General features: G+C 65.8%; 16 protein-coding genes. 10 read left to right on the forward strand and 6 right to left on the reverse strand.

The window, feature by feature from the left end:
* Nucleotides 1–53: 53 nt before the first annotated feature.
* Both AAHK21_RS17515 and AAHK21_RS17520 read right to left on the reverse strand, forming a co-directional pair.
* Entirely contained in the window at nucleotides 54–2,015 is a 1,962-nt protein-coding gene (locus AAHK21_RS17515) for a methyl-accepting chemotaxis protein (RefSeq protein WP_367857894.1), read from the reverse strand.
* 145 nt (nucleotides 2,016–2,160) lie between these two features.
* Nucleotides 2,161–3,777, reverse strand: coding sequence for a diguanylate cyclase (locus tag AAHK21_RS17520; protein ID WP_367857895.1), 1,617 nt, complete (start codon nucleotides 3,775–3,777; stop codon nucleotides 2,161–2,163).
* A 249-nt stretch (nucleotides 3,778–4,026) separates the two neighbouring features.
* On the opposite strand from AAHK21_RS17520, the gene AAHK21_RS17525 reads away from it, so the two are divergent.
* The 4 genes from AAHK21_RS17525 to speA all read left to right on the forward strand — a co-directional run bounded on the left by AAHK21_RS17525 (nucleotide 4,027) and on the right by speA (nucleotide 8,254).
* Nucleotides 4,027–5,094, forward strand: a complete 1,068-nt coding sequence (locus tag AAHK21_RS17525) for a DUF2333 family protein (RefSeq protein ID WP_102684474.1) — start codon at nucleotides 4,027–4,029, stop codon at nucleotides 5,092–5,094.
* Between the two features lies 1 nt (nucleotide 5,095).
* The gene (locus AAHK21_RS17530) at nucleotides 5,096–5,632 is read left to right on the forward strand and encodes an NUDIX hydrolase (RefSeq protein ID WP_367857896.1); all 537 of its coding nucleotides are present in this window, start codon (nucleotides 5,096–5,098) and stop codon (nucleotides 5,630–5,632) included.
* A gap of 184 nt (nucleotides 5,633–5,816) precedes the next feature.
* Nucleotides 5,817–6,188 carry a translation initiation factor Sui1 gene (locus AAHK21_RS17535; protein WP_023631654.1) on the forward strand — a complete coding sequence of 124 codons (372 nt, stop codon included), beginning with the start codon at nucleotides 5,817–5,819 and terminating at the stop codon, nucleotides 6,186–6,188.
* A 152-nt stretch (nucleotides 6,189–6,340) separates the two neighbouring features.
* Nucleotides 6,341–8,254, forward strand: coding sequence for an arginine decarboxylase (speA, locus tag AAHK21_RS17540; protein WP_023631655.1), 1,914 nt, complete (start codon nucleotides 6,341–6,343; stop codon nucleotides 8,252–8,254).
* 70 nt (nucleotides 8,255–8,324) lie between these two features.
* Here the strand turns inward: speA and AAHK21_RS17545 are convergent, their stop codons facing one another.
* Nucleotides 8,325–9,212, reverse strand: a complete 888-nt coding sequence (locus AAHK21_RS17545) for a LysR substrate-binding domain-containing protein (RefSeq protein WP_367857897.1) — start codon at nucleotides 9,210–9,212, stop codon at nucleotides 8,325–8,327.
* Nucleotides 9,213–9,290: 78 nt separating this feature from the next.
* Here AAHK21_RS17545 and AAHK21_RS17550 point away from each other — a divergent pair, with 78 nt between their 5' ends.
* Nucleotides 9,291–10,055: a sulfite exporter TauE/SafE family protein gene (locus tag AAHK21_RS17550; protein ID WP_046854122.1), complete on the forward strand. Its 765-nt coding sequence runs from the start codon at nucleotides 9,291–9,293 to the stop codon at nucleotides 10,053–10,055.
* Here AAHK21_RS17550 and AAHK21_RS17555 read toward each other — a convergent pair.
* Nucleotides 10,045–10,359, reverse strand: coding sequence for a putative quinol monooxygenase (locus AAHK21_RS17555; RefSeq protein WP_046854123.1), 315 nt, complete (start codon nucleotides 10,357–10,359; stop codon nucleotides 10,045–10,047). The genes AAHK21_RS17550 and AAHK21_RS17555 overlap by 11 nt on opposite strands.
* Before the next feature lie 158 nt (nucleotides 10,360–10,517).
* On the opposite strand from AAHK21_RS17555, the gene AAHK21_RS17560 reads away from it, so the two are divergent.
* From AAHK21_RS17560 to ggt, 3 genes are all read left to right on the forward strand, one after another.
* Complete coding sequence (locus AAHK21_RS17560; protein WP_367857898.1) at nucleotides 10,518–11,108, forward strand: NAD(P)H-dependent oxidoreductase; 591 nt, start codon at nucleotides 10,518–10,520, stop codon at nucleotides 11,106–11,108.
* A gap of 199 nt (nucleotides 11,109–11,307) precedes the next feature.
* On the forward strand, nucleotides 11,308–12,204 hold the full coding sequence (locus AAHK21_RS17565; protein WP_046854125.1) for a LysR family transcriptional regulator: 897 nt from the start codon (nucleotides 11,308–11,310) through the stop codon (nucleotides 12,202–12,204).
* Between the two features lie 118 nt (nucleotides 12,205–12,322).
* Nucleotides 12,323–13,990: a gamma-glutamyltransferase gene (gene ggt / locus AAHK21_RS17570; RefSeq protein WP_367857899.1), complete on the forward strand. Its 1,668-nt coding sequence runs from the start codon at nucleotides 12,323–12,325 to the stop codon at nucleotides 13,988–13,990.
* An 80-nt stretch (nucleotides 13,991–14,070) separates the two neighbouring features.
* On the opposite strand, the gene AAHK21_RS17575 is transcribed toward ggt, so the two are convergent.
* Nucleotides 14,071–15,990 carry a methyl-accepting chemotaxis protein gene (locus AAHK21_RS17575; RefSeq protein ID WP_367857900.1) on the reverse strand — a complete coding sequence of 640 codons (1,920 nt, stop codon included), beginning with the start codon at nucleotides 15,988–15,990 and terminating at the stop codon, nucleotides 14,071–14,073.
* A gap of 226 nt (nucleotides 15,991–16,216) precedes the next feature.
* Nucleotides 16,217–17,101 (reverse strand): neutral zinc metallopeptidase, encoded by an 885-nt coding sequence (locus AAHK21_RS17580; protein ID WP_367857901.1) that lies wholly within the window; start codon nucleotides 17,099–17,101, stop codon nucleotides 16,217–16,219.
* A 199-nt stretch (nucleotides 17,102–17,300) separates the two neighbouring features.
* Here AAHK21_RS17580 and pcaH point away from each other — a divergent pair, with 199 nt between their 5' ends.
* Both pcaH and pcaG read left to right on the forward strand, forming a co-directional pair.
* Nucleotides 17,301–18,020: a protocatechuate 3,4-dioxygenase subunit beta gene (gene pcaH / locus AAHK21_RS17585; protein ID WP_023631025.1), complete on the forward strand. Its 720-nt coding sequence runs from the start codon at nucleotides 17,301–17,303 to the stop codon at nucleotides 18,018–18,020.
* A gap of 11 nt (nucleotides 18,021–18,031) precedes the next feature.
* A complete protein-coding gene (gene pcaG, locus AAHK21_RS17590) occupies nucleotides 18,032–18,637 on the forward strand; it encodes a protocatechuate 3,4-dioxygenase subunit alpha (RefSeq protein ID WP_263160118.1) in 606 nt (201 codons plus the stop codon).
* The last annotated feature ends 174 nt before the right edge of the window (nucleotides 18,638–18,811 follow it).

The following is an 18,811-nucleotide window of genomic DNA, read 5'->3' on the forward strand; positions in this document are numbered from 1 at the left end:
ATAGCGGACTTGGCGAGGCTATGGGCCATCGCGGGGCAAGCCCCGCGATGCTTTCAGAGCCGGAACGCCCGCACCGCCGTGTTCAACTCACCGCCCAGCTTGAGCAACTGCTCGCCCTGCTCACGCCCTTCGCCAATACGCTGCAGGTTGTCCTCGCCCAGCTCGTGGATCCTCTCGCTGTGATCACGAATCTCGCTCACCGCCCCGGTCTGCTGCGCGGTCACATCGGCGATGCGCACCGCCGTGTCGGAAATGGTGCGGATGGCGCTGACGATCGCGTCCAGCGCGCCATCGGCCGACTGTGCCTGGTTGGCCGTGGCCTCGGCGTGCTCCAGCTGGGTGCGCATGCCGTCCACCGAATCGCGGGCGGCTTGCTGCAGGCGGTCGATCAGCGCCTGGATCTCGCCGGTGGCGCCAGTGGTGCGCTGCGCCAGCGAGCGCACTTCGTCGGCCACCACGGCGAAGCCACGGCCCATCTCGCCGGCCCGGGCCGCTTCGATGGCGGCGTTGAGCGCCAGCAGGTTGGTCTGCTCGGCAATCGCGCGGATCACCGTGAGCACGCCACCGATGGTCGCCGACTCTTCCGCCAGTTGCTCGATCATCCGGGCGTTGCCCTGCACCTCGTCGACCAGCGCGCGCAGGCCGGACAGGCTCTGGCCGATCACCGTCTGGCCCTGCTCCACGGCACGGCCGGCATCGCGGCTGGCCTCGGCGGCGGAGCTGGCATCGCCGGCCACCTGCTGGATGGTCGCCTCCAGCTCGCCCAGGGCGTCGCGGATCTGCGCGGTGTCGCCGGCCTGGCGTTCGGCGCCGTCGTGCAGGGCGCTGCTCATGCCGGCCAGGGCATGGCTGCTGCCGGCCACCTGTTCGGCGTTGTGACGGATAGTACCGACCAGCTCCACCAGGTACTGGCGCAGGCGGTTCAGCGATTCCTGGATATCGTGCAGCTCGCGGTTGGTGCGGCCCAGGGCGATGGGTTGGGCGAAGTCGCCCTCGGCCCAGCGCGACAGTGCCGGCGCCAGGCTGGTGAGGGTGCGTGCCAGGCGGCGCTGCAGGGTATCGATGAGCAGGGCGATCAGCAGGATCAGGCCGATCATCAGGCCCTGGATCAGCCGTACCTCGCCAGCGATGGTGGCGTGCAGGCCGCGTACCTCGGGCTCGAGGCCGGCGATGGCCTGCTGCACCGCCTCCAGGCGCTCACCGGTGCTGGCGGCCAGGGTGGCGCGGCGCTCGATCTGCTCGCGGGTACGTTGCAGTTCGGCAGGGTAGCGGCCGAGCAGGCTGTGCAGCTCGCGCTTCAGGCCCACGGCGACGTCTTCCTGCTCGGCGCTGGCTTGCGACTCCAGGCCCATCATCGCGGCGAAGTCATCGGCATTGGATTCGGCGGCGCGGGTCACCCCCAGCAGTGGCAGGCCATCGATGGCCTGGGCCTGGGCGGCGATCTGTTGCAGTTCGCGGTCCACTTCGTCGGCCAGTTCGGCGCGGCCGCTGCTGACCAGCTTGTCGCGGGCCAGGGACAGGCGGCCCAGGTGCAGCGAGGCTTCCAGCAGCGGCGTCAGGTAACGACTGGCGTCGGCACTGCCGCTGTCACGGGCATAGCCGGCCAGTTGCTCGAGGTTCGCCCCCAGCTCCCGTTCGGCTTGCAGCAGCAAGGCCTGGGGATCGCCGGCCAGCTTGCCGGCGGCGAGCAGCTCGTTGGCGGTGAAGCCCTGCAGGCTGTCGAGGCTCGGGCGCAGCTTGGCCGACAGGGGCTCAGGCCAGTCGGCCAGGGCTGCCTGCAATTGCGTGTTGGCCTCCATGGCCGCCGCGTGACGCAGGGCGTCGCCGCTGCCCAGGTAGGCCTGGATGTTGCGCGCGGCATCGTTCTGGAACTGCTGGGACAGGCCCAGGTAGCGCTCCATCAGTTGATAGGGACGTTCCAGGGCGCGTTGCGACCACCACAGGGTCGCGCCCAGGGCAATACACACGGTCACCAGCAACAGGGTGTTGAAATTGGTCAGCCACTTCAGGCGCATAGCCGCGAACTTCCTGCGGAGGGGGAGTGGAGAAGTCGGGCCTGAAGTTATTGCGATTTTGTGACGAGGTGATGACGACGGCGGGTTGGCGCCATAAAAAAGTGGCACAGTGCCGGTATTGGTGCCTGGTCCATCGCGGGCTTGCCTAAGGCTCGACCCGCACCACGCAGTTGCGCCCGGCGTGCTTGGCGCGGTACAGCGCCTCGTCCGCGGCGCTGGCCATGGTCAGCGCGTCGAGCTGCTCGTCCAGCTGCACCACCCCGGCGCTGAAGGTGCATTGCAGGTCGTGGGGCTGGGCCGGGTAATGGATCTCGGCAAAGCGTCGACGGATTTCATCGAGCACCTTGTGCGCCGCTTCCAGTCCGGTATTGGGCATGACGATGGCGAACTCTTCGCCACCGTAGCGGCCGATGAAGTCGGTCTTGCGCAGGCGTTGCTTGAGGAACAGCGCCAGGCTCTTGATCACCCGGTCGCCCATGGGGTGGCCGTGGCGGTCGTTGATCTTCTTGAAGTGATCGATGTCGAGCATGGCGAAGCTCAGGGGCTGCACCTCGCGGCGGGCGCGGAAGCTGCAATCCTCGAGCAGTTGCAGGATGTGGGTGTGGTTGTACAGCCCGGTGAGGCTGTCGCGCACCATCCGCGCCTTGAGGTGGCGGGCGCGCGCGGCGCGGTTGCGCACGGTGGTCACCAGGTGCCGCGAGCGGATCGGCTTGGTCAGGAAGTCGTCGCCGCCCTCGCTCATGGCGTCGAGCTGCTTGTCCAGGTCGTCCTCGGCCGACAGGTAGATGATCGGCACGCTGACGTAGCGGTCGTTGTGGCGGATCACCTTGGCCAGCTCCGGGCCGGTGCACGCGGGCATGTACATGTCGAGGATGATCAGGTCGGGCTGGAAGTCGGCCAGCTCGCTCATGGTGCGGATCGGCTCGGTGAGGGTGCGGGTGATGATCCCGGCGCTGTTGAGCGTTCGCTCGGTGTGCAGGGCCTGGGCCCGGGAGTCGTCGATCACCAGCACGCGGAACGGGTCGTACTGGGTGGCGCTGGTCAGCAGCTCGAGCTTTTCCAGCAGGCTGGAGGCGTCCAGGGTGCCGGTGAGGAACTCCTGGCCGCCGGCGCGTACCGCGGCCAGGCGGGTCGGGGTGTCGGTTTCATGCAGGCTGAAGAACAGCAGCGGCACCGGTTGTTCCAGGCCTTGCTGGGCCTGGGCCGCCAGTTGCAGGCCGATGCCGGCGCCGGTGAAGTCGACGTCCATGACGATCGCCGACGGCAGGCGCTCGCTCATCGACGCCTGGAACGCCTCGGCGCTGCACAGCGCCTGCACGCTGAGGCCGAAGAACTCCAGTTGCTGGGCCAGGCGTTCGGCACGGTCGTGGTCCTGCAGCACGATGTACACCGGTTTGCGCAGCGGCGGCAGGGGCACGTTGTCGAGCTGGTCGCCCTTGCGCAGGCCGGTGCGCGACAGGCGCTGCATCAGGCGATTGAGTTCGCTGATCAGTTCCGAGTTCAGGCGCGCGCTGTTGGCTTCGATGGCGCGCAGGGTCTGGCCGATGGCCGTGGACAGGCTGCCATGCTCGGGCTGCTCGAAGCGTTCGGCATAGCGCTGCAGGCGCAGGTTGGCCTCGCACAGTTCGCCCAGGTCGCCGCTGGACCACTCGCCACGCTGCAGGCGCTGCCAGATCTCGAGGATCTGCCGGGCCTGGTGGATCACCCGCTGGGCAAAATGCTGCTTGAGGCGTTCGTGGCTCGGCTCGGCTGGCTGGGTCATGTCCTGACTACTTATGAGTGGGAGGGCGCAGGTTCAATGATGGCTCTATGCTAGCACTGCTTTTCCGACAAGCGAGTGCCTCGGGTCAACAAAGTGTTAAGGGACGGTAATTCAGTTGCTGACCTGTTGGTCGCTTATACGAATGGCGGCGTCTGCTTTATAGTGCTGCCACCTGGGTTTGTCGTGGCACCCTGGCCGAGGCCTGTGGTCCAAACCCTGAACCGTTCGTGACTGATTAAGGACAATGCCATGCTGGATTGGAAAAACCGCGAGGCCAAGGCCGAGCCCCGCGAGCGGGTCGAAACCCGCGGCGCCGCTACCCGTAGCTATGTTGGCGGCCTGTGGAGCCGTGCCCTGGGCACCCTGATCGGCCTCTACCTGCTGGTGTGCATCGGCCTGGGCTGGTACTGGAGCCAGGAGCCCGAGCTGTTCCCGGTGCAGCAGAACGCCCAGGCCGCCGCCGAGCGCAACGGCCAGCAGATGGTGGTCGGCTACACCACCATCGAAACCCTCAAGACCGTCGCCGGCACCCTGCTCGACAAGCCGGGTGGCTACATCTCCAACGACCGTTTCCCGCCAGGGCTGTGGATGGACAACATGCCGAGCTGGGAATACGGCGTGCTGGTCCAGGTGCGTGACCTGTCCCGCGCCCTGCGCAAGGACTTCGCCCGCTCGCAGTCGCAATCGACCGAGGACGCCGACCTGGCCAAGGCCGAGCCGCGCTTCAACTTCGACAACAAGAGCTGGATCTTGCCGTCCAGCGAGTCGGAGTTCGAAGAGGGCATCAAGTCGCTGAACCGCTACCAGGTGCGCCTGGCCAAGGGCGACCAGGGCGCGATCTTCTACACCCGCGCCGACAACCTGAACAACTGGCTGGGCGACGTCGCCACCCGCCTGGGCTCGCTGTCGCAGCGCCTGTCGGCCAGCGTTGGCCGGGTCAAGCTCAACAACACCCTGAAGACCGAGTCCGTGGCCCCGGGCCAGGCGCCACAGGTCGACGAGGAAGTGGTCGAGACCCCTTGGCTGCAGATCGACAACGTGTTCTATGAAGCCCGTGGCCAGGCCTGGGCGCTGTCGCACCTGCTGCGCGCCATCGAGGTCGACTTCGCCGACGTGCTGGCGAAGAAGAACGCCACGGTCAGCGTGCGGCAGATCATCCGCGAGCTGGAAGCCTCGCAGGAAGCGCTGTGGAGCCCGATGGTGCTCAACGGCAGCGGCTTCGGCATGTGGGCCAACCACTCGCTGGTGATGGCCAACTACATCTCCCGGGCCAACGCCGCGGTCATCGACCTGCGCCAACTGCTGTCTCAGGGCTGAGATGCCGGTCAATCCTGCCGAGGTCGCGCACCGCGCGGCCTCCGACGCCGAGCTGGTGGCCTGGGTCGATGAGCATGACCAACTGCTCGGCGCCCTGCCACGGGCCGAACTGCGCGAGCGCGGCCTGATCGGGCGCTGCACCTTCATCCTGCTGTTCAACAGCGCGGGCGACTTGTGCGTGCACCGGCGAACCCTGAGCAAGGCGCTGTATCCCGGTTACTGGGATGTGGCGGCGGGGGGGATGGTCGGGGTGCAGGAGTCCTATGCCGAATCGGCGGCCCGGGAGTTGGCGGAGGAACTGGGGGTGAGCGGCGTCGAGCTGCGCTTCCACGAGACGTTCTACTTCGAGCAGCCGGGCAACCGCCTGTGGGGCGCGGTGTTTTCCGCGGTGTGGGACGGGGCGTTGCGCCTGCAGCCCGAGGAAGTCAGCGAGGCGCGGTTCATCAGTGTCGAGCAGGCCCTGGCGGAAAGTGCAACACTGCCGTATTGCCCGGACTCGCTGGTGGCGTTGCAGCGCTATCAGGCCGCCCTGCGATGAAGTCGCAAAACTTTCGTAAAATGGCGCAATCCTGTACTTAGCAACAGGCGGATTTATCGTTACACTGCGCGCCCTTTTCGGGCTGCCGCACAACCTTGCGGCAGTAGCGCCGCCCCTGCCAGAGTGGGGCATCGCGGTCGGCTCCCGCCGACCAGTTTTTTGTCCTCGGCACAGAGGAACAAAAGTGGCCAAGAAAGCTTCTTCCTTTTCCGCCCTGGGCGGTCTCGTCTTTTCCACCGATGCCGGTCGGCACTGTCCCGACTGCAGCAAACCGGTGGACGACTGTATCTGCAAGCAGCAGGTCATCCCCGAGGGGGATGGCATCGCCCGCGTGCGCCGTGAAAGCAAAGGCCGTGGTGGCAAGACCGTGACCACCATCACGGGCGTCCCCCTGGCCCTGGAACCGCTCAAGGAGCTGGCCAGCACGCTCAAGCGTCGCTGCGGCACCGGCGGCGCGCTCAAGGACGGGGTCATTGAAATCCAGGGCGATCACGTCGAGCTGTTGCTCGCCGAACTGATCAAGCAGGGTTTCAAGGCGAAGAAATCCGGCGGCTGAGTGCAGCCGCGCGATTTTTTGCCCAGCGCTTTCTAAACTCGTTCCCGTGGGCAGGGTCTATGCCTGACACGGAAGAATCGTCATTTTCAGTATTTACACTGCCAGCGCCCCGAGGTGGGGCAGTGTTTCGACTTTTCATACAGGGGACTTGAATGTCCGTACGACGCACACGCAAAGACGATGGTAGCCAGTGGACCGTGGCCGACAGCCGCAGTGTTTATGGCATCCGCCATTGGGGCGCAGGTTATTTCGCCATCAATGACGCCGGGCGCGTCGAAGTGCGCCCCAACGGCCCGGACAGCGCGCCGATCGACCTCTTCGAACAGGTCCAGGAACTGCGCCAGAGCGGCCTGTCGCTGCCGCTGCTGGTGCGTTTCCCCGACATCCTGCAAGACCGCGTGCGCCAGCTGACCGGCGCCTTCGACGCCAACATCGCGCGCCTTGAGTACCAGAGCCAGTACACCGCCCTGTACCCGATCAAGGTCAACCAGCAGGAAGCGGTGGTCGAGAACATCATCGCCACCCAGAACGTCTCCATCGGCCTGGAAGCCGGCTCCAAGCCCGAGCTGCTGGCGGTGCTGGCGCTGGCGCCGAAGGGCGGCACCATCGTCTGCAACGGCTACAAGGACCGCGAGTTCATCCGCCTGGCGCTGATGGGCCAGAAGCTCGGCCACAACGTGTTCATCGTGATCGAGAAAGAGTCCGAGGTCGCCCTGGTGATCGAGGAGGCCGCGGAGCTTAAGGTCAAGCCACAGGTCGGCCTGCGCGTGCGCCTGTCGTCGCTGGCGTCGAGCAAGTGGGCCGACACCGGTGGCGAGAAATCCAAGTTCGGCCTGTCCGCCGCGCAGCTGATCTCGGTGGTGCAGCGTTTCCGTGACGCCGGGCTCGACCAGGGCATCCGCCTGCTGCACTTCCACATGGGCTCGCAGATTGCCAACCTGGCCGACTACCAGCACGGTTTCAAGGAAGCCATCCGCTACTACGGCGAATTGCGCGCCCTGGGCCTGCCGGTCGATCACATCGATGTCGGTGGCGGCCTGGGCGTCGACTACGACGGCACCCACTCGCGCAATGCCAGTTCGATCAACTACGACATGGACGACTACGCCGGCGTGGTGGTCGGGATGCTCAAGGAGTTCTGCGACGCGCAGGGCCTGCCGCACCCGCACATCTTCTCCGAGAGCGGCCGCTCGCTCACCGCGCACCACGCCATGCTGGTGATCCAGGTGACCGACGTCGAGAGCCACAACGACGAAGTGCCGACCATCGAAAACAAGGAAAGCCTGCCCGAGACCGTGCAGTGGCTGGCCGACCTGCTCGGCCCGACCGATATCGAGATGGTTACCGAGACCTACTGGCGCGCCACCCACTACATGGGCGACGTGGCCGCGCAGTACGCCGACGGCAAGCTGACCCTGGCCGAGAAAGCCCTGGCCGAGCAGTGCTACTTCGCCGTGTGCCGTCGCCTGCACAACTCGCTCAAGGCCCGTCAGCGCTCGCACCGCCAGGTGCTGGACGAACTCAACGACAAGCTCGCCGACAAGTACATCTGCAACTTCTCGGTGTTCCAGAGCCTGCCCGACACCTGGGCCATCGGCCAGGTACTGCCGATCATCCCGCTGCACCGCCTGGACGAAGAGCCGCTGCGCCGCGCCGTGCTGCAGGACCTGACCTGCGACTCCGACGGCAAGATCAACCAGTACGTCGACGAGCAGAGCATCGAGACCAGCATGCCGGTGCACGCGGTCAAGGAAGGCGAGGACTACCTGCTCGGCGTGTTCCTGGTCGGCGCCTACCAGGAGATCCTCGGCGACATGCACAACCTGTTCGGTGACACCGACTCGGTGAACATCTACCAGAACGCCGATGGCAGCGTGTACCACGCCGGTATCGAGACCCACGACACCATCGAGGACATGCTGCGCTACGTGCACCTGTCGCCGGAGGAGTTGATGACCCACTACCGCGACAAGGTCGCCAGCGCCAGGATCACCGCCCGCGAGCGTACCCAGTACCTCGACGCGCTGCGCCTGGGGCTGACCCGCTCCTCGTACTTGTCGTCCTGATCGTGCCCGGGTCGCCATGCGGCCCTTTGGCACAGGTGCCGCCACGGGTGATCACCTGTGGCGGCAGCCTTCAGGCGCTGCTGCCCAAGCGCTCGACAAGCAAAGCGGCGTAGCCAGGCAACGCACTGAAATCCCGCGAGCACAGCAACAAGCTGCGTTTCGCCCAGGCCTCCTGCAAGGCGACCCAGCGCAGCGGCAAGCTGTGCTCCCAGCGGCGCACCGAGGTCAACGGGACCACCGCCACCCCCGCGCCACCTCCGACCATCCTGATCACCCCATCGAATCCTTCGGCGCGAACACGCACCTGCATCCGTTTGCCGAGGCGCAGGGCCTGTTCCTCCAGATGCAGCGCCAGGGCGCTATCGGCACCCAGCCCCACATACCCATGGCCAAGGCTGGTGTTGAAGTCTGCCCGGTCGCTGGCCGCTAGCGGGTGCTCACGCGGCATCACCAGCACCAGCGGATCGTCGCGAAACGGTCGTGTCTGCAGGGTTGCGCAGGGCGCGGCATTCGAGACGATGCCCAGGTCCGCCATGCCCTGGCTGATCGCCTGGACGATATGCAGGCTGGGCAGCTCCTGGATATCCACGCTCACCCCCGGATGATCGGCCAGGTAGCTGGCCAGCAGCTCTGGCAGGTACTCGGTCAGCGCCGCGGTGTTGCACAGCAGGCGCACCTGGCCTTGCAGGCCGTGGGCGTATTGCCCGAGGTCGAACTGCAGGCGCTCGACCTGCTGCGCGATCAGCCGCGCATGCTGCAGCAAGGCCTGGCCGGCGGGCGTGGGCAGCACGCCGCGGCGGTTGCGTTCGAGCAGGGGAATGCCCAGCGAGGCTTCCATGGCGCGAATGCGCGCACTGGCGGCCGGTAGCGAGAGGTGGCTGCGCCGGGCGCCGGCGGTGATGTTGCCGCTTTCAAGGGTGTGCTGGAACAGCTTGAGGTCGATCAGGTCGAAATGCATCTGCCTCTGTCCTGGCAAGAGTCTGCCTGAGTATATGGCAGATTTTCAGCGCGCTTGCCGCACGGCAGGATGGTGGCCATGAATACCTTCCTGGCGTTTTATCAGAACATTGGCCCGGCGCTGTCATTGCTGGTGATCCTGACCTTCTTCCTGGCCGGCGCGGTGAAGGGGGTCATCGGCCTCGGGTTGCCGACCGTGGCCATGGGCCTGCTTGGCCTGGCTATGGCGCCGGCGCAGGCAGCGGCGCTGCTGATCGTGCCATCGACCTTGACCAACCTCTGGCAGCTGGCGGCCGGCGGCCACCTGCTCGCGCTGCTGCGCCGCCTGGGCGGGATGTTGGCGATGATCTTCATCGGCACCCTGCTGGGCAGCGTCTGGCTGGGGATCGACAGCGGTCCGTGGGCGGCCCATGGCCTGGGCGCCGCGTTGCTGGTCTATGCCCTCTATGGGCTGGTGGGCCCAGGGCTGCGCGTGGCGCCGGCCAGGGAGCCCTGGCTGGGGCCGCTCTGCGGGTTGCTGACGGGCGTGGTGACGGCCGCCACCGGCGTGTTCGTCATGCCCGCGGTGCCGTACCTTCAGGGCCTGGGCCTGAGCCGCGACGAGCTGGTCCAGGCGCTGGGCCTGTCGTTCACCGTCTCGACCCTGGCCCTGGCGGTCGGCCTGGCCGGGCAGGACGCCCTTGGTGGCCAGGCCCTGGGGGCTTCACTGCTGGTGCTGGCCCCGGCGTTGCTGGGCATGTTCGCCGGTCAGTGGCTGCGCGGACGGATCAGCGCAGCGCTGTTCAAGCGCTGCTTCTTCATCGGCCTTGCGCTGCTGGGCGGGCACCTGCTGGTCAACGGCTAGCGGACGAAGCACTGAGCATGTCGATCATCTGGATATCGAAATCGCGCTCCAGGTAATCCATGCGTTTTTCGAAGAACGCACGCATATGCGGCAGTGCCGAATGCACGTCCAGCGCGTCCTTGCTGGCCCAGACTTCGAAGAACACGAACAGGCTCGGGTCTGCCTTGTCGCGCAGCATGTGGTACTCGATGCAGCCCGGTTCCTGGCGGCTCGGCTCCACGTAAGGACGGAACAGCTGTTCGAAGGCCTCGGCCTGCTCCGGGCGGGTCTTGGCTTTGAGGATGAAGGCGTATTGCTCGGTCATGGGGAAACGCTCTGTAAGGGGAGTGAGCAAATTCTAAATCAACAATATGTTTGCCATTCGTGATTTGCAGGCAAAAGAATTTTGCCTGGCCCTGGCTGTTTCCCCGGCGCGCGGTTGCCTAACCTGCCGGCAACTTCACTTACAGGGCTGACCCTCCCATGAAAAAGATTCTCCTGCTCAACGGCGGTAAACGCTTCGCCCATTCCGACGGCCGTCTCAACCAGACCCTGCACGATGCCGCACTGGCCCATCTGGACCGCGCCGGTTTCGATGTGCAGGAAACCTTCATCGACGGCGGCTACGACGTCCAGGCCGAGGTGGAGAAATTCCTCTGGGCGGATGTGGTGATCTACCAGATGCCCGGTTGGTGGATGGGCGCGCCATGGACCGTGAAGAAGTACATCGACGATGTGTTCACCGCCGGCCACGGCAGCCTGTACGCCAACGATGGCCGTACCCGCTCCGACGCCTCGCAGAAGTACGGCAGCGGCGGCCTGGTGCAGGGCAAGCAATACATGCTGTCGCTGACCTGGAACGCGCCGCAGCAGGCGTTCGACGACCCCAGCGATTTCTTCGAGGGCAAGGGCGTGGACGCGGTGTACTTCCCGTTCCACAAGGCCAACCAGTTCCTCGGCATGAGCGGGTTGCCGACCTTCCTCGCCGTCGATGTGATGAAGCGGCCGGATGTGCCAGCGGCGCTGGCGGCTTATGAGCAGCATCTGGACCAGGTGTTTGGCAAGGCTCAATGACAGTGCGGCTCCAACTGTCTTGGTGTTCCTGCACGGGCCTCTCGCCGGCAAGCCGGCTCCCACAAAATGGCGCATGGCTCAAGGCTGAGGCGCACGGTGTGGGAGCCGGCTTGCCGGCGAAAGGGACGCGTAGCGGCCCCTTGCGCGGTTGCTGCCCAACCGCTATGAATCACGGCATCCACCTGCCAAGGCCATCCGCGTGAAAACCCGATCCGAAGAACTCCAGGTATTTGTCGCCGTCATCGACAGCGGCTCGATCTCCGCCGCCGCGGAGCAGATCGGCCAGACGCCCTCCGCAGTCAGCCGCACCCTGTCGCGCCTGGAGGGCAAGCTCGGCACCACGCTGGTCAACCGCACCACGCGGCGCATGGACCTGACCGAGGAAGGGCGCTTCTTCCTGGAGCGCGCCCGGGCGATCCTCGAGCAGATGGACGACATGGAAGAGCGCCTGTCGCTGAACCGCCAGACCCCGACCGGGCGCCTGCGCATCAACGCCGCCGCGCCGTTCATGCTGCACGCGATCCTGCCGTGGATCGGCGAGTTCCGTCAGCAGTACCCCGGCATCGAGCTGGAGCTGAACACCGACGACCTGATCATCGACCTGCTGGAGCAGAGCACCGACGTGGCCATCCGCATCGGCGAACTGGCCGACTCCAGCCTGCATGCCCGTTCGCTCGGCTGCAGCCCGGTGCAGGTGCTTGCCAGCCCCGACTACCTGGCCCGGCACGGCACGCCGCAGCGGGTCGAGGACCTCGAGGCCCATTGCCTGCTCGGCTTCAGCTCCCTCGAGTCGCTCAACCAGTGGCCACTGCGCCATGCCCAGGGCGACCGCTGGGCGATCCGCCCGCAGCTGGTCGCCTCGAGCGGCGAGACCCTGCGCCAGCTGGCCATCGCCGGCGAGGGCATCGTCAGCCTGTCGCACTTCATGACCCACGAGGACATCCGCGCCGGCCGGCTGAACGTGATCCTCGCCGAGCACAACAATGGCTATCGCCAGCCGATCCACGCGGTCTACTACCGCAACACCCAGCTGGCCCTGCGCATCCAGTGCTTCCTCGATTTCATCCAGAAAAAGCTGGCGGTCTACGCCTGCTGAGTTGCCTGAACGCGACAGGGTCTGCCCGTCGGCGGCGCGAAACGACCGGGGTGTTTGCTTAGTTACAGGGCTTCGGCCTTAATGACTGATCAACAAAAACAACACCAAGGAAGTGCGCATGCGTATTGTCATGTTCCAGCCCCTGGCCCTCGGGGCCGCGATCCTGAGCTGCTCCTCCGCCTTTGCCGTGACGATGGAAGGCGGCGCGGTGGCCGCGCCTGATCAATATGGCGCACAGGTGGCCGCCGACATCCTCAAGAAGGGCGGCAACGCGGTGGACGCCGCCGTCGCCACCGCCTTCACCCTGGCCGTGACCTACCCCGAGGCCGGCAATATCGGCGGCGGTGGCTTCATGACCCTGTTCGTCGACGGCAAGCCCTATTTCCTCGACTACCGCGAAGTGGCGCCCAAGGCCGCGACCAAGACCATGTACCTGGACGACAAGGGCGAGGTGATCGAGAACCTCAGCCTGGTCGGCGTGCGCGCCGCTGGTGTGCCGGGCACGGTGATGGGGCTGTGGGAGGCGCACCAGAAGTTCGGCAAGCTCAAGTGGAGCGAGCTGCTGACCCCGGCCATCGGCTACGCGCAGAACGGTTTCAAGATTGCCCAGAAGCAGTACCAGTACCGCGATGACGCCCAGGGCCTGTTCAAGACCGCGACCAACTTCAACGACTACTTCGGCAGCATGAAGGTCGGCGAGCTGTTCAAGCAGCCGGAGCTGGCGCAGACCCTCGAGCGCATTGCCGACAAGGGCGTCAGCGAGTTCTACCAGGGCAAGACCGCCGACTTGCTGGTGGCGCAGATGCAGGCCGACAAGGGCCTGATCAGCAAGGACGACCTCAAGGACTACAAGGCCGTGTGGCGTGACCCGATCGCCATCAACTGGCGCGGCAACGTGGTCTACACCGCGCCGCCGCCGAGCTCCGGTGGCGTCGCCCTGGCCCAGCTGCTGGGCATCAAGGAAGACCGCGCGGCGGACTTCAAGGGCGTCGAGCACAACTCTGCCAAGTACATCCACCTGCTGGCCGAAATCGAGAAGCGCGTGTTCGCCGACCGCGCCGACTATCTCGGCGATCCGGCCTTCACCAAGGTCCCGGTCGACCAACTGGTGGCCAAGGATTACCTGGCCAAGCGTGCCGCCCAGGTCAATCCGAACGCGATTTCCGCAACCGACCAGGTCAAGCCGGGGCTGGAGCCGCACCAGACCACGCACTTCTCCATCGTCGACAAGCAGGGCAACGCGGTGAGCAACACCTACACCCTCAACCTCGACTACGGCAGCGGCGTGGTGGTCAAGGGCGCGGGCTTCCTGCTCAACGACGAGATGGACGACTTCAGCGCCAAGCCGGGCGCGGCCAACGCCTTTGGCGTGGTCGGCGGCGACGCCAATGCCATCGCGCCGGGCAAGCGCATGCTCTCGTCGATGAGCCCGAGCCTGGTGGCGCGTGACGGCAAGGTGGTGCTGGTGCTGGGCACCCCGGGCGGTTCGCGGATCTTCACCTCGATCTTCCAGGTGATGAACAACCTGTACGACTTCGGCATGCCGCTGGAGAAAGCCGTGGCGGCGCAGCGCGTGCATCACCAGTTGCTGCCCAAGGACACCATCTACTTCGACAGCTATGCGCCGCTCAAGGGGCAGGTGGCTGACGACCTGAAGAAGATGGGCTACGTGCTGGAGGACCAGGGCTGGGAGATGGGCGACATCCAGGCGATCCGGGTGACCGGCGAGAAGCTGGAGACGGCGTCTGATCCGCGTGGGCGCGGGGTGGGGATGATCGTCAAGTAACCCGAGGCGCAAATGAACGCGGGGCAAGCCCGCTCCCACGAATCAGTGGGAGCGGGCTTGCCCCGCGATGCTTTACAGGATCAGACGCGGAACTGGCTGACCAGGGTCTGCAGGTGACCACCCAGGCGCGCCAGCTCGACGCTGGAAGCGGCAGTCTCGTCGCTGGCCGCGGCGGTCTGCTCCGACACGTCGCGCACGTTGAGGATGCTGCGGCTGATCTCTTCGGCCACGGCGCTCTGCTGCTCGGCGGCGGCGGCGATCTGCTGGTTCATCGACTGGATGTTCGACACCGTGCGGGTGATGCTTTCCAGCGAACCACCGGCCTTGCGCGCCAGCTCGACGCTGCTGTCGGTCAGGTTACGGCTGCCGTTCATCACCTCGGCGACCTGCTGGGTGCCGTGCTGCAGGCTGGCGATCAGGCCTTCGATTTCCTCGGTGGACTGCTGGGTACGCTGGGCCAGGCCACGCACCTCGTCGGCGACCACGGCGAAACCACGCCCGGCCTCACCGGCACGGGCGGCCTCGATGGCGGCGTTGAGCGCCAGCAGGTTGGTCTGCTCGGCCACCGACTTGATCACGTCCATGACGCTGCCGATCTTCTGGCTTTCCTGCTGCAGCAGGGTCATGGCCTCGGTGGAGCGGTGCACTTCGTGGGCCAGGCGCTCGATCTGGCTGATGGCTTCACCCACTACCTTGTCGCCGACACGGGCTTCGTCGTCGGCGTTGGTCGCGGCGTGGGAGGCTTGTTCAGCGTTGCGCGCGACTTCCTGCACGGTGGCGGCCATCTCGTGCATGGCGGTGGCCACCTGGTCGGTCTCGACCTTCTGGCTATTGGCGCCGGCGCTGGTCTGTTCGGTCACCGCCGACAGCTCTTCGGCAGCGCTGGCGATCTGGGTCACGCCGTCGCGGATGCCGGTGATCAGGTCACGCAGGGTGGTGCCCATGCGTGCGATGCCTTGTTGCAGGGCGCCCAGTTCGTCGCGGCGGGTGACGCGCAGTTGCTGGGTGAGGTCGCCGCTGGCGATGCGGTTGACCACGTCCATGGTCTCGCGCAGCGGGCGGGTGATCTGGCGGGTGATGATGAACGCGGCGAGCACGCCGACCAGCAGCGCCAGGAGGGTGGCGGAAGTCTGCAGGCTGCGGGCCTGGACGCTTTCGTCGTCACGGCGCTCGATCTGGATCTTGTACAGCTCGTCGCTGCGCTTGACGATGTCGGCGCCCTGCACGGTCATTTCGGCACGGGCCACGCCAATGGCGGCAGTGGCGTCGCGGAACTGGCGCACGGCATCACGGTAGGCCAGCACGGCGCTTTCGAACTGCTGGATGCGCGAGGCTTCGGCCGGCAGCTGGCGCTTGAGGCTGTCGATTTCGTTGAGGGCGTTTTCCAGCTGGCGCACGGCGGCCTGCTCGGCTTCGCTGGTCAGGTCGGCGATGTAGCTGCGCACGTCCAGGCGGACCTGCACCAGCTGCTGCTTGGCCTTGCTGATCAGCAGGTACTGGGCCAGGCGGCTGGCATCGCTTTCGCTGCTGGACAGCACGGCGCCGCTGATCGCCTCGATGGCGTCATTGGCGCGGGCCGCGGCCTGGTTCATCGATTCGCGGGCGGCGAGGGTGGTCTTGTAGCCCTGGCGCATCTTCTCCAGCGAAATCCGGTACTCGCTGATGCTCTGGCCCTGCTCGCGCAGCAGCTTGAGGTTCTCGGGGCTCTTGAAGGTGTTGACCAGGTGCTGCTGCTGGCTGCCGAAGGCGTCGAGCTTGGCCTGGACGTTGGCTGCCGAGGCGTCGTCGCCGTTGGTCAGCATCCACTGCAGGCGGGCCACGCGCAGGTTGGTCAGGTCACTGTTGAGCTGGGTGATGTCGCTCATCCAGTTGCTGCGGTCGATAAGACTGCCCAGGCTGTTCCAGCCGGTCAGGGCCAGCAGGCCGGTCAGGACCAGGACCAGGCCGAAGCCCAAGCCGAGTTTGAGGTTGACGCTGATATTGGCGAACCAACTGTTCATGCACGCTCTCCCAGAGAATGATTTCGCTCACTTGATCTCAAAAGCTGGGCGTTGTTGTTGTCAGATAGCCCGCAGATTTGTGTAGGACTTATCGGCAACGGAGGGAGAAGCTGAAACGCTTTTTCAGCAAATTTGTAACTTGTTGAATACGTTTATGTTTTTGATGTTGCCATTTGCGGGTAAGCCGGCTCCGCAGCAGGAACCGGCTCGCCGGCGATGGCGATTCTCAGAGGCTACGCGCGCTGAACGTGTCGCACTGGTTCAGGTCGCCGCTGGAAAACCCGGCCTTGAACCAGCGCACGCGCTGCTGCGAGGTGCCATGGGTGAACGAGTCGGGCACCACGCGGCCCTGGCCCTGCTGCTGCAGCCGATCGTCACCGATGGCGTTGGCGGCATTCAATGCCTCCTCGACGTCCCCCGGCTCCAGCCAGTTCAGGCGTTTCTGCGCCTGGTAGGCCCAGACCCCGGCCAGGCAGTCGGCCTGCAGCTCCTGGCGCACCAGCAGGCCATTGTCGCCTTCCATGCGCTGGCCATTGCGCCGTGCGGCGTCGACCTTGGCCGAAACGCCGAGCAGGGTCTGCACGTGGTGGCCGATCTCGTGGGCGATCACATAGGCCTGGGCGAAGTCGCCGGCGGCCTTGAAGCGGGTTTCCATTTCGCGGAAGAAGGTCATGTCCAGGTACACGCGCTGGTCGCCGGGGCAATAGAACGGCCCGACCGCCGAGGAGGCAAAGCCGCAGGCGGAGTTGACCTGGCCGCTGAACAGCACCAGCTTGGGGTCGCCGTACTGTTTGCCGGCCTGGGCGAACAGTGCCTTCCAGGTGTCCTCGGTGTCGCCGAGGATCGAGGCGACGAACTCGGCCTGCTCGTCGTTGGCCGGCGGTGCCTTGCCGTCGACGTTGGCCGGGGTGGTCTGTTGCTGCTCCATCTGCCCGGCCAGCTGGCCGAGGATCTGCAGCGGGTCCTGCCCGGTAAGCCAGCCGATGCCGACGATCAGCAGGATGGCGCCGAGCCCCAGGCCCTTGCCGCCGCCGAAGCGCATGCCGCCGCCACCCCCTTCGCCGCGGGCATCGACCACGTTGTCGCTGCGTCGGCCTTTTCGCCATTCCATGTAGAGCTCTCCGGTTGCTGAAACATGAAGTCAAAGATTAGTTCAGTGCTGACCGAGGTGTATCCCCCGTCGCTTATACATAACCAAATGGTTATGCCTGGGACCGCTGAATTCAATATTCATCCCGACGCACCTGCCGGAAACTGCAAGTCCGCCTGCCACGCCCAGGCGTTCGATAATTCCAAGAGAGGAAACCGGCATGCCCGCCCAGGACACCAGCCGCTTCGTGATCCGTGATCGCAACTGGCACCCCAAGGCCTTCACCCCCGACTACAAGACCTCGGTGGCGCGCTCCCCGCGCCAGGCGCTGGTCAGCATCCCGCAGTCGATCAGCGAAAGCACCGGCCCGGACTTTTCCCACCTGCGCTTCGGCGCGCACGACCATGACCTGCTGCTCAACTTCAACCAGGGCGGCCTGCCCATCGGCGAGCGCATCATCGTTGCCGGGCGGGTGGTCGACCAGTATGGCAAGCCGGTGCCCAACACCCTGGTGGAAATGTGGCAGGCCAATGCCGGTGGCCGTTACCGGCACAAGAACGACCGCTACCTGGCACCACTGGACCCGAACTTCGGCGGTGTCGGCCGCTGCCTGACCGACCGCGACGGCTACTACAGCTTCCGCACCATCAAGCCCGGCCCGTACCCCTGGCGCAACGGCCCCAACGACTGGCGCCCGGCGCATATCCACTTCTCCATCAGCGGCCCGTCGATCGCCACCAAGCTGATCACCCAGTTGTACTTCGAGGGCGACCCGCTGATCCCGCTGTGCCCGATCGTCAAGTCGATCGCCAACCCGGATGCCGTCGAGCGGCTGATCGCCAGGCTCGACATGAGCCACGCCAACCCCATGGATTGCCTGGCCTACCGCTTCGACATCGTCCTGCGCGGCCAGCGCCAGACCCACTTCGAAAACCGCTGAGGAGGCCCGTCATGCCTATCGAACTGCTGCCGGAAACCCCTTCGCAGACCGCCGGCCCCTATGTGCACATCGGCCTTGCCCTGGAAGCGGCCGGCAACCCCACCCGTGACCAGGAAATCTGGAACCGCCTGGCCCGGCCCGATGCACCGGGCGAGCACATCCTGTTGATCGGCCAGGTGTACGACGGCAATGGCCACCTGGTGCGCGACTCGTTCCTGGAGGTGTGGCAGGCCGACGCCGAGGGCCGCTACCAGGACGAGTACCACCTCGAGAACGCCTTCAACAGCTTCGGCCGCACCGCGACCACCTTCGATGCCGGCGAGTGGACCCTGCACACGGTCAAGCCGGGGGTGGTGAACAACGCCGCGGGCGTGCCGATGGCCCCGCACATCAACCTCAGCCTGTTTGCCCGGGGCATCAACATCCACCTGCATACCCGGCTGTATTTCGATGACGAAGCCGAGGCGAACGCCAGGTGTCCGGTGCTGAACCTGATCGAGCAGCCGCAGCGGCGCGAGACCCTGATTGCCCGGCGCTGTGAAGTGGATGGCAAGACCGCGTACCGCTTCGACATTCGTATCCAGGGCGACGGGGAGACGGTGTTCTTCGACTTCTGACGCCCCCGGTCGGCAAGCCCGGCAACACTGGCAGGGCTTGCCGCTTGTACTAATGAGTTGCGACTAATCCTTTCGTGGCGCATCCCTGCGCACGTCGTCAAACCACTGAAATTCTGCTTGTTTTCCCGCCCTCATTGCCCCTGCCACAGGTACTAACACCAAGTTGTGAGCTAC

It is taken from the genome of Pseudomonas sp. TE50-2 (assembly GCF_040813665.1).
GTDB lineage: Bacteria > Pseudomonadota > Gammaproteobacteria > Pseudomonadales > Pseudomonadaceae > Aquipseudomonas > Aquipseudomonas soli.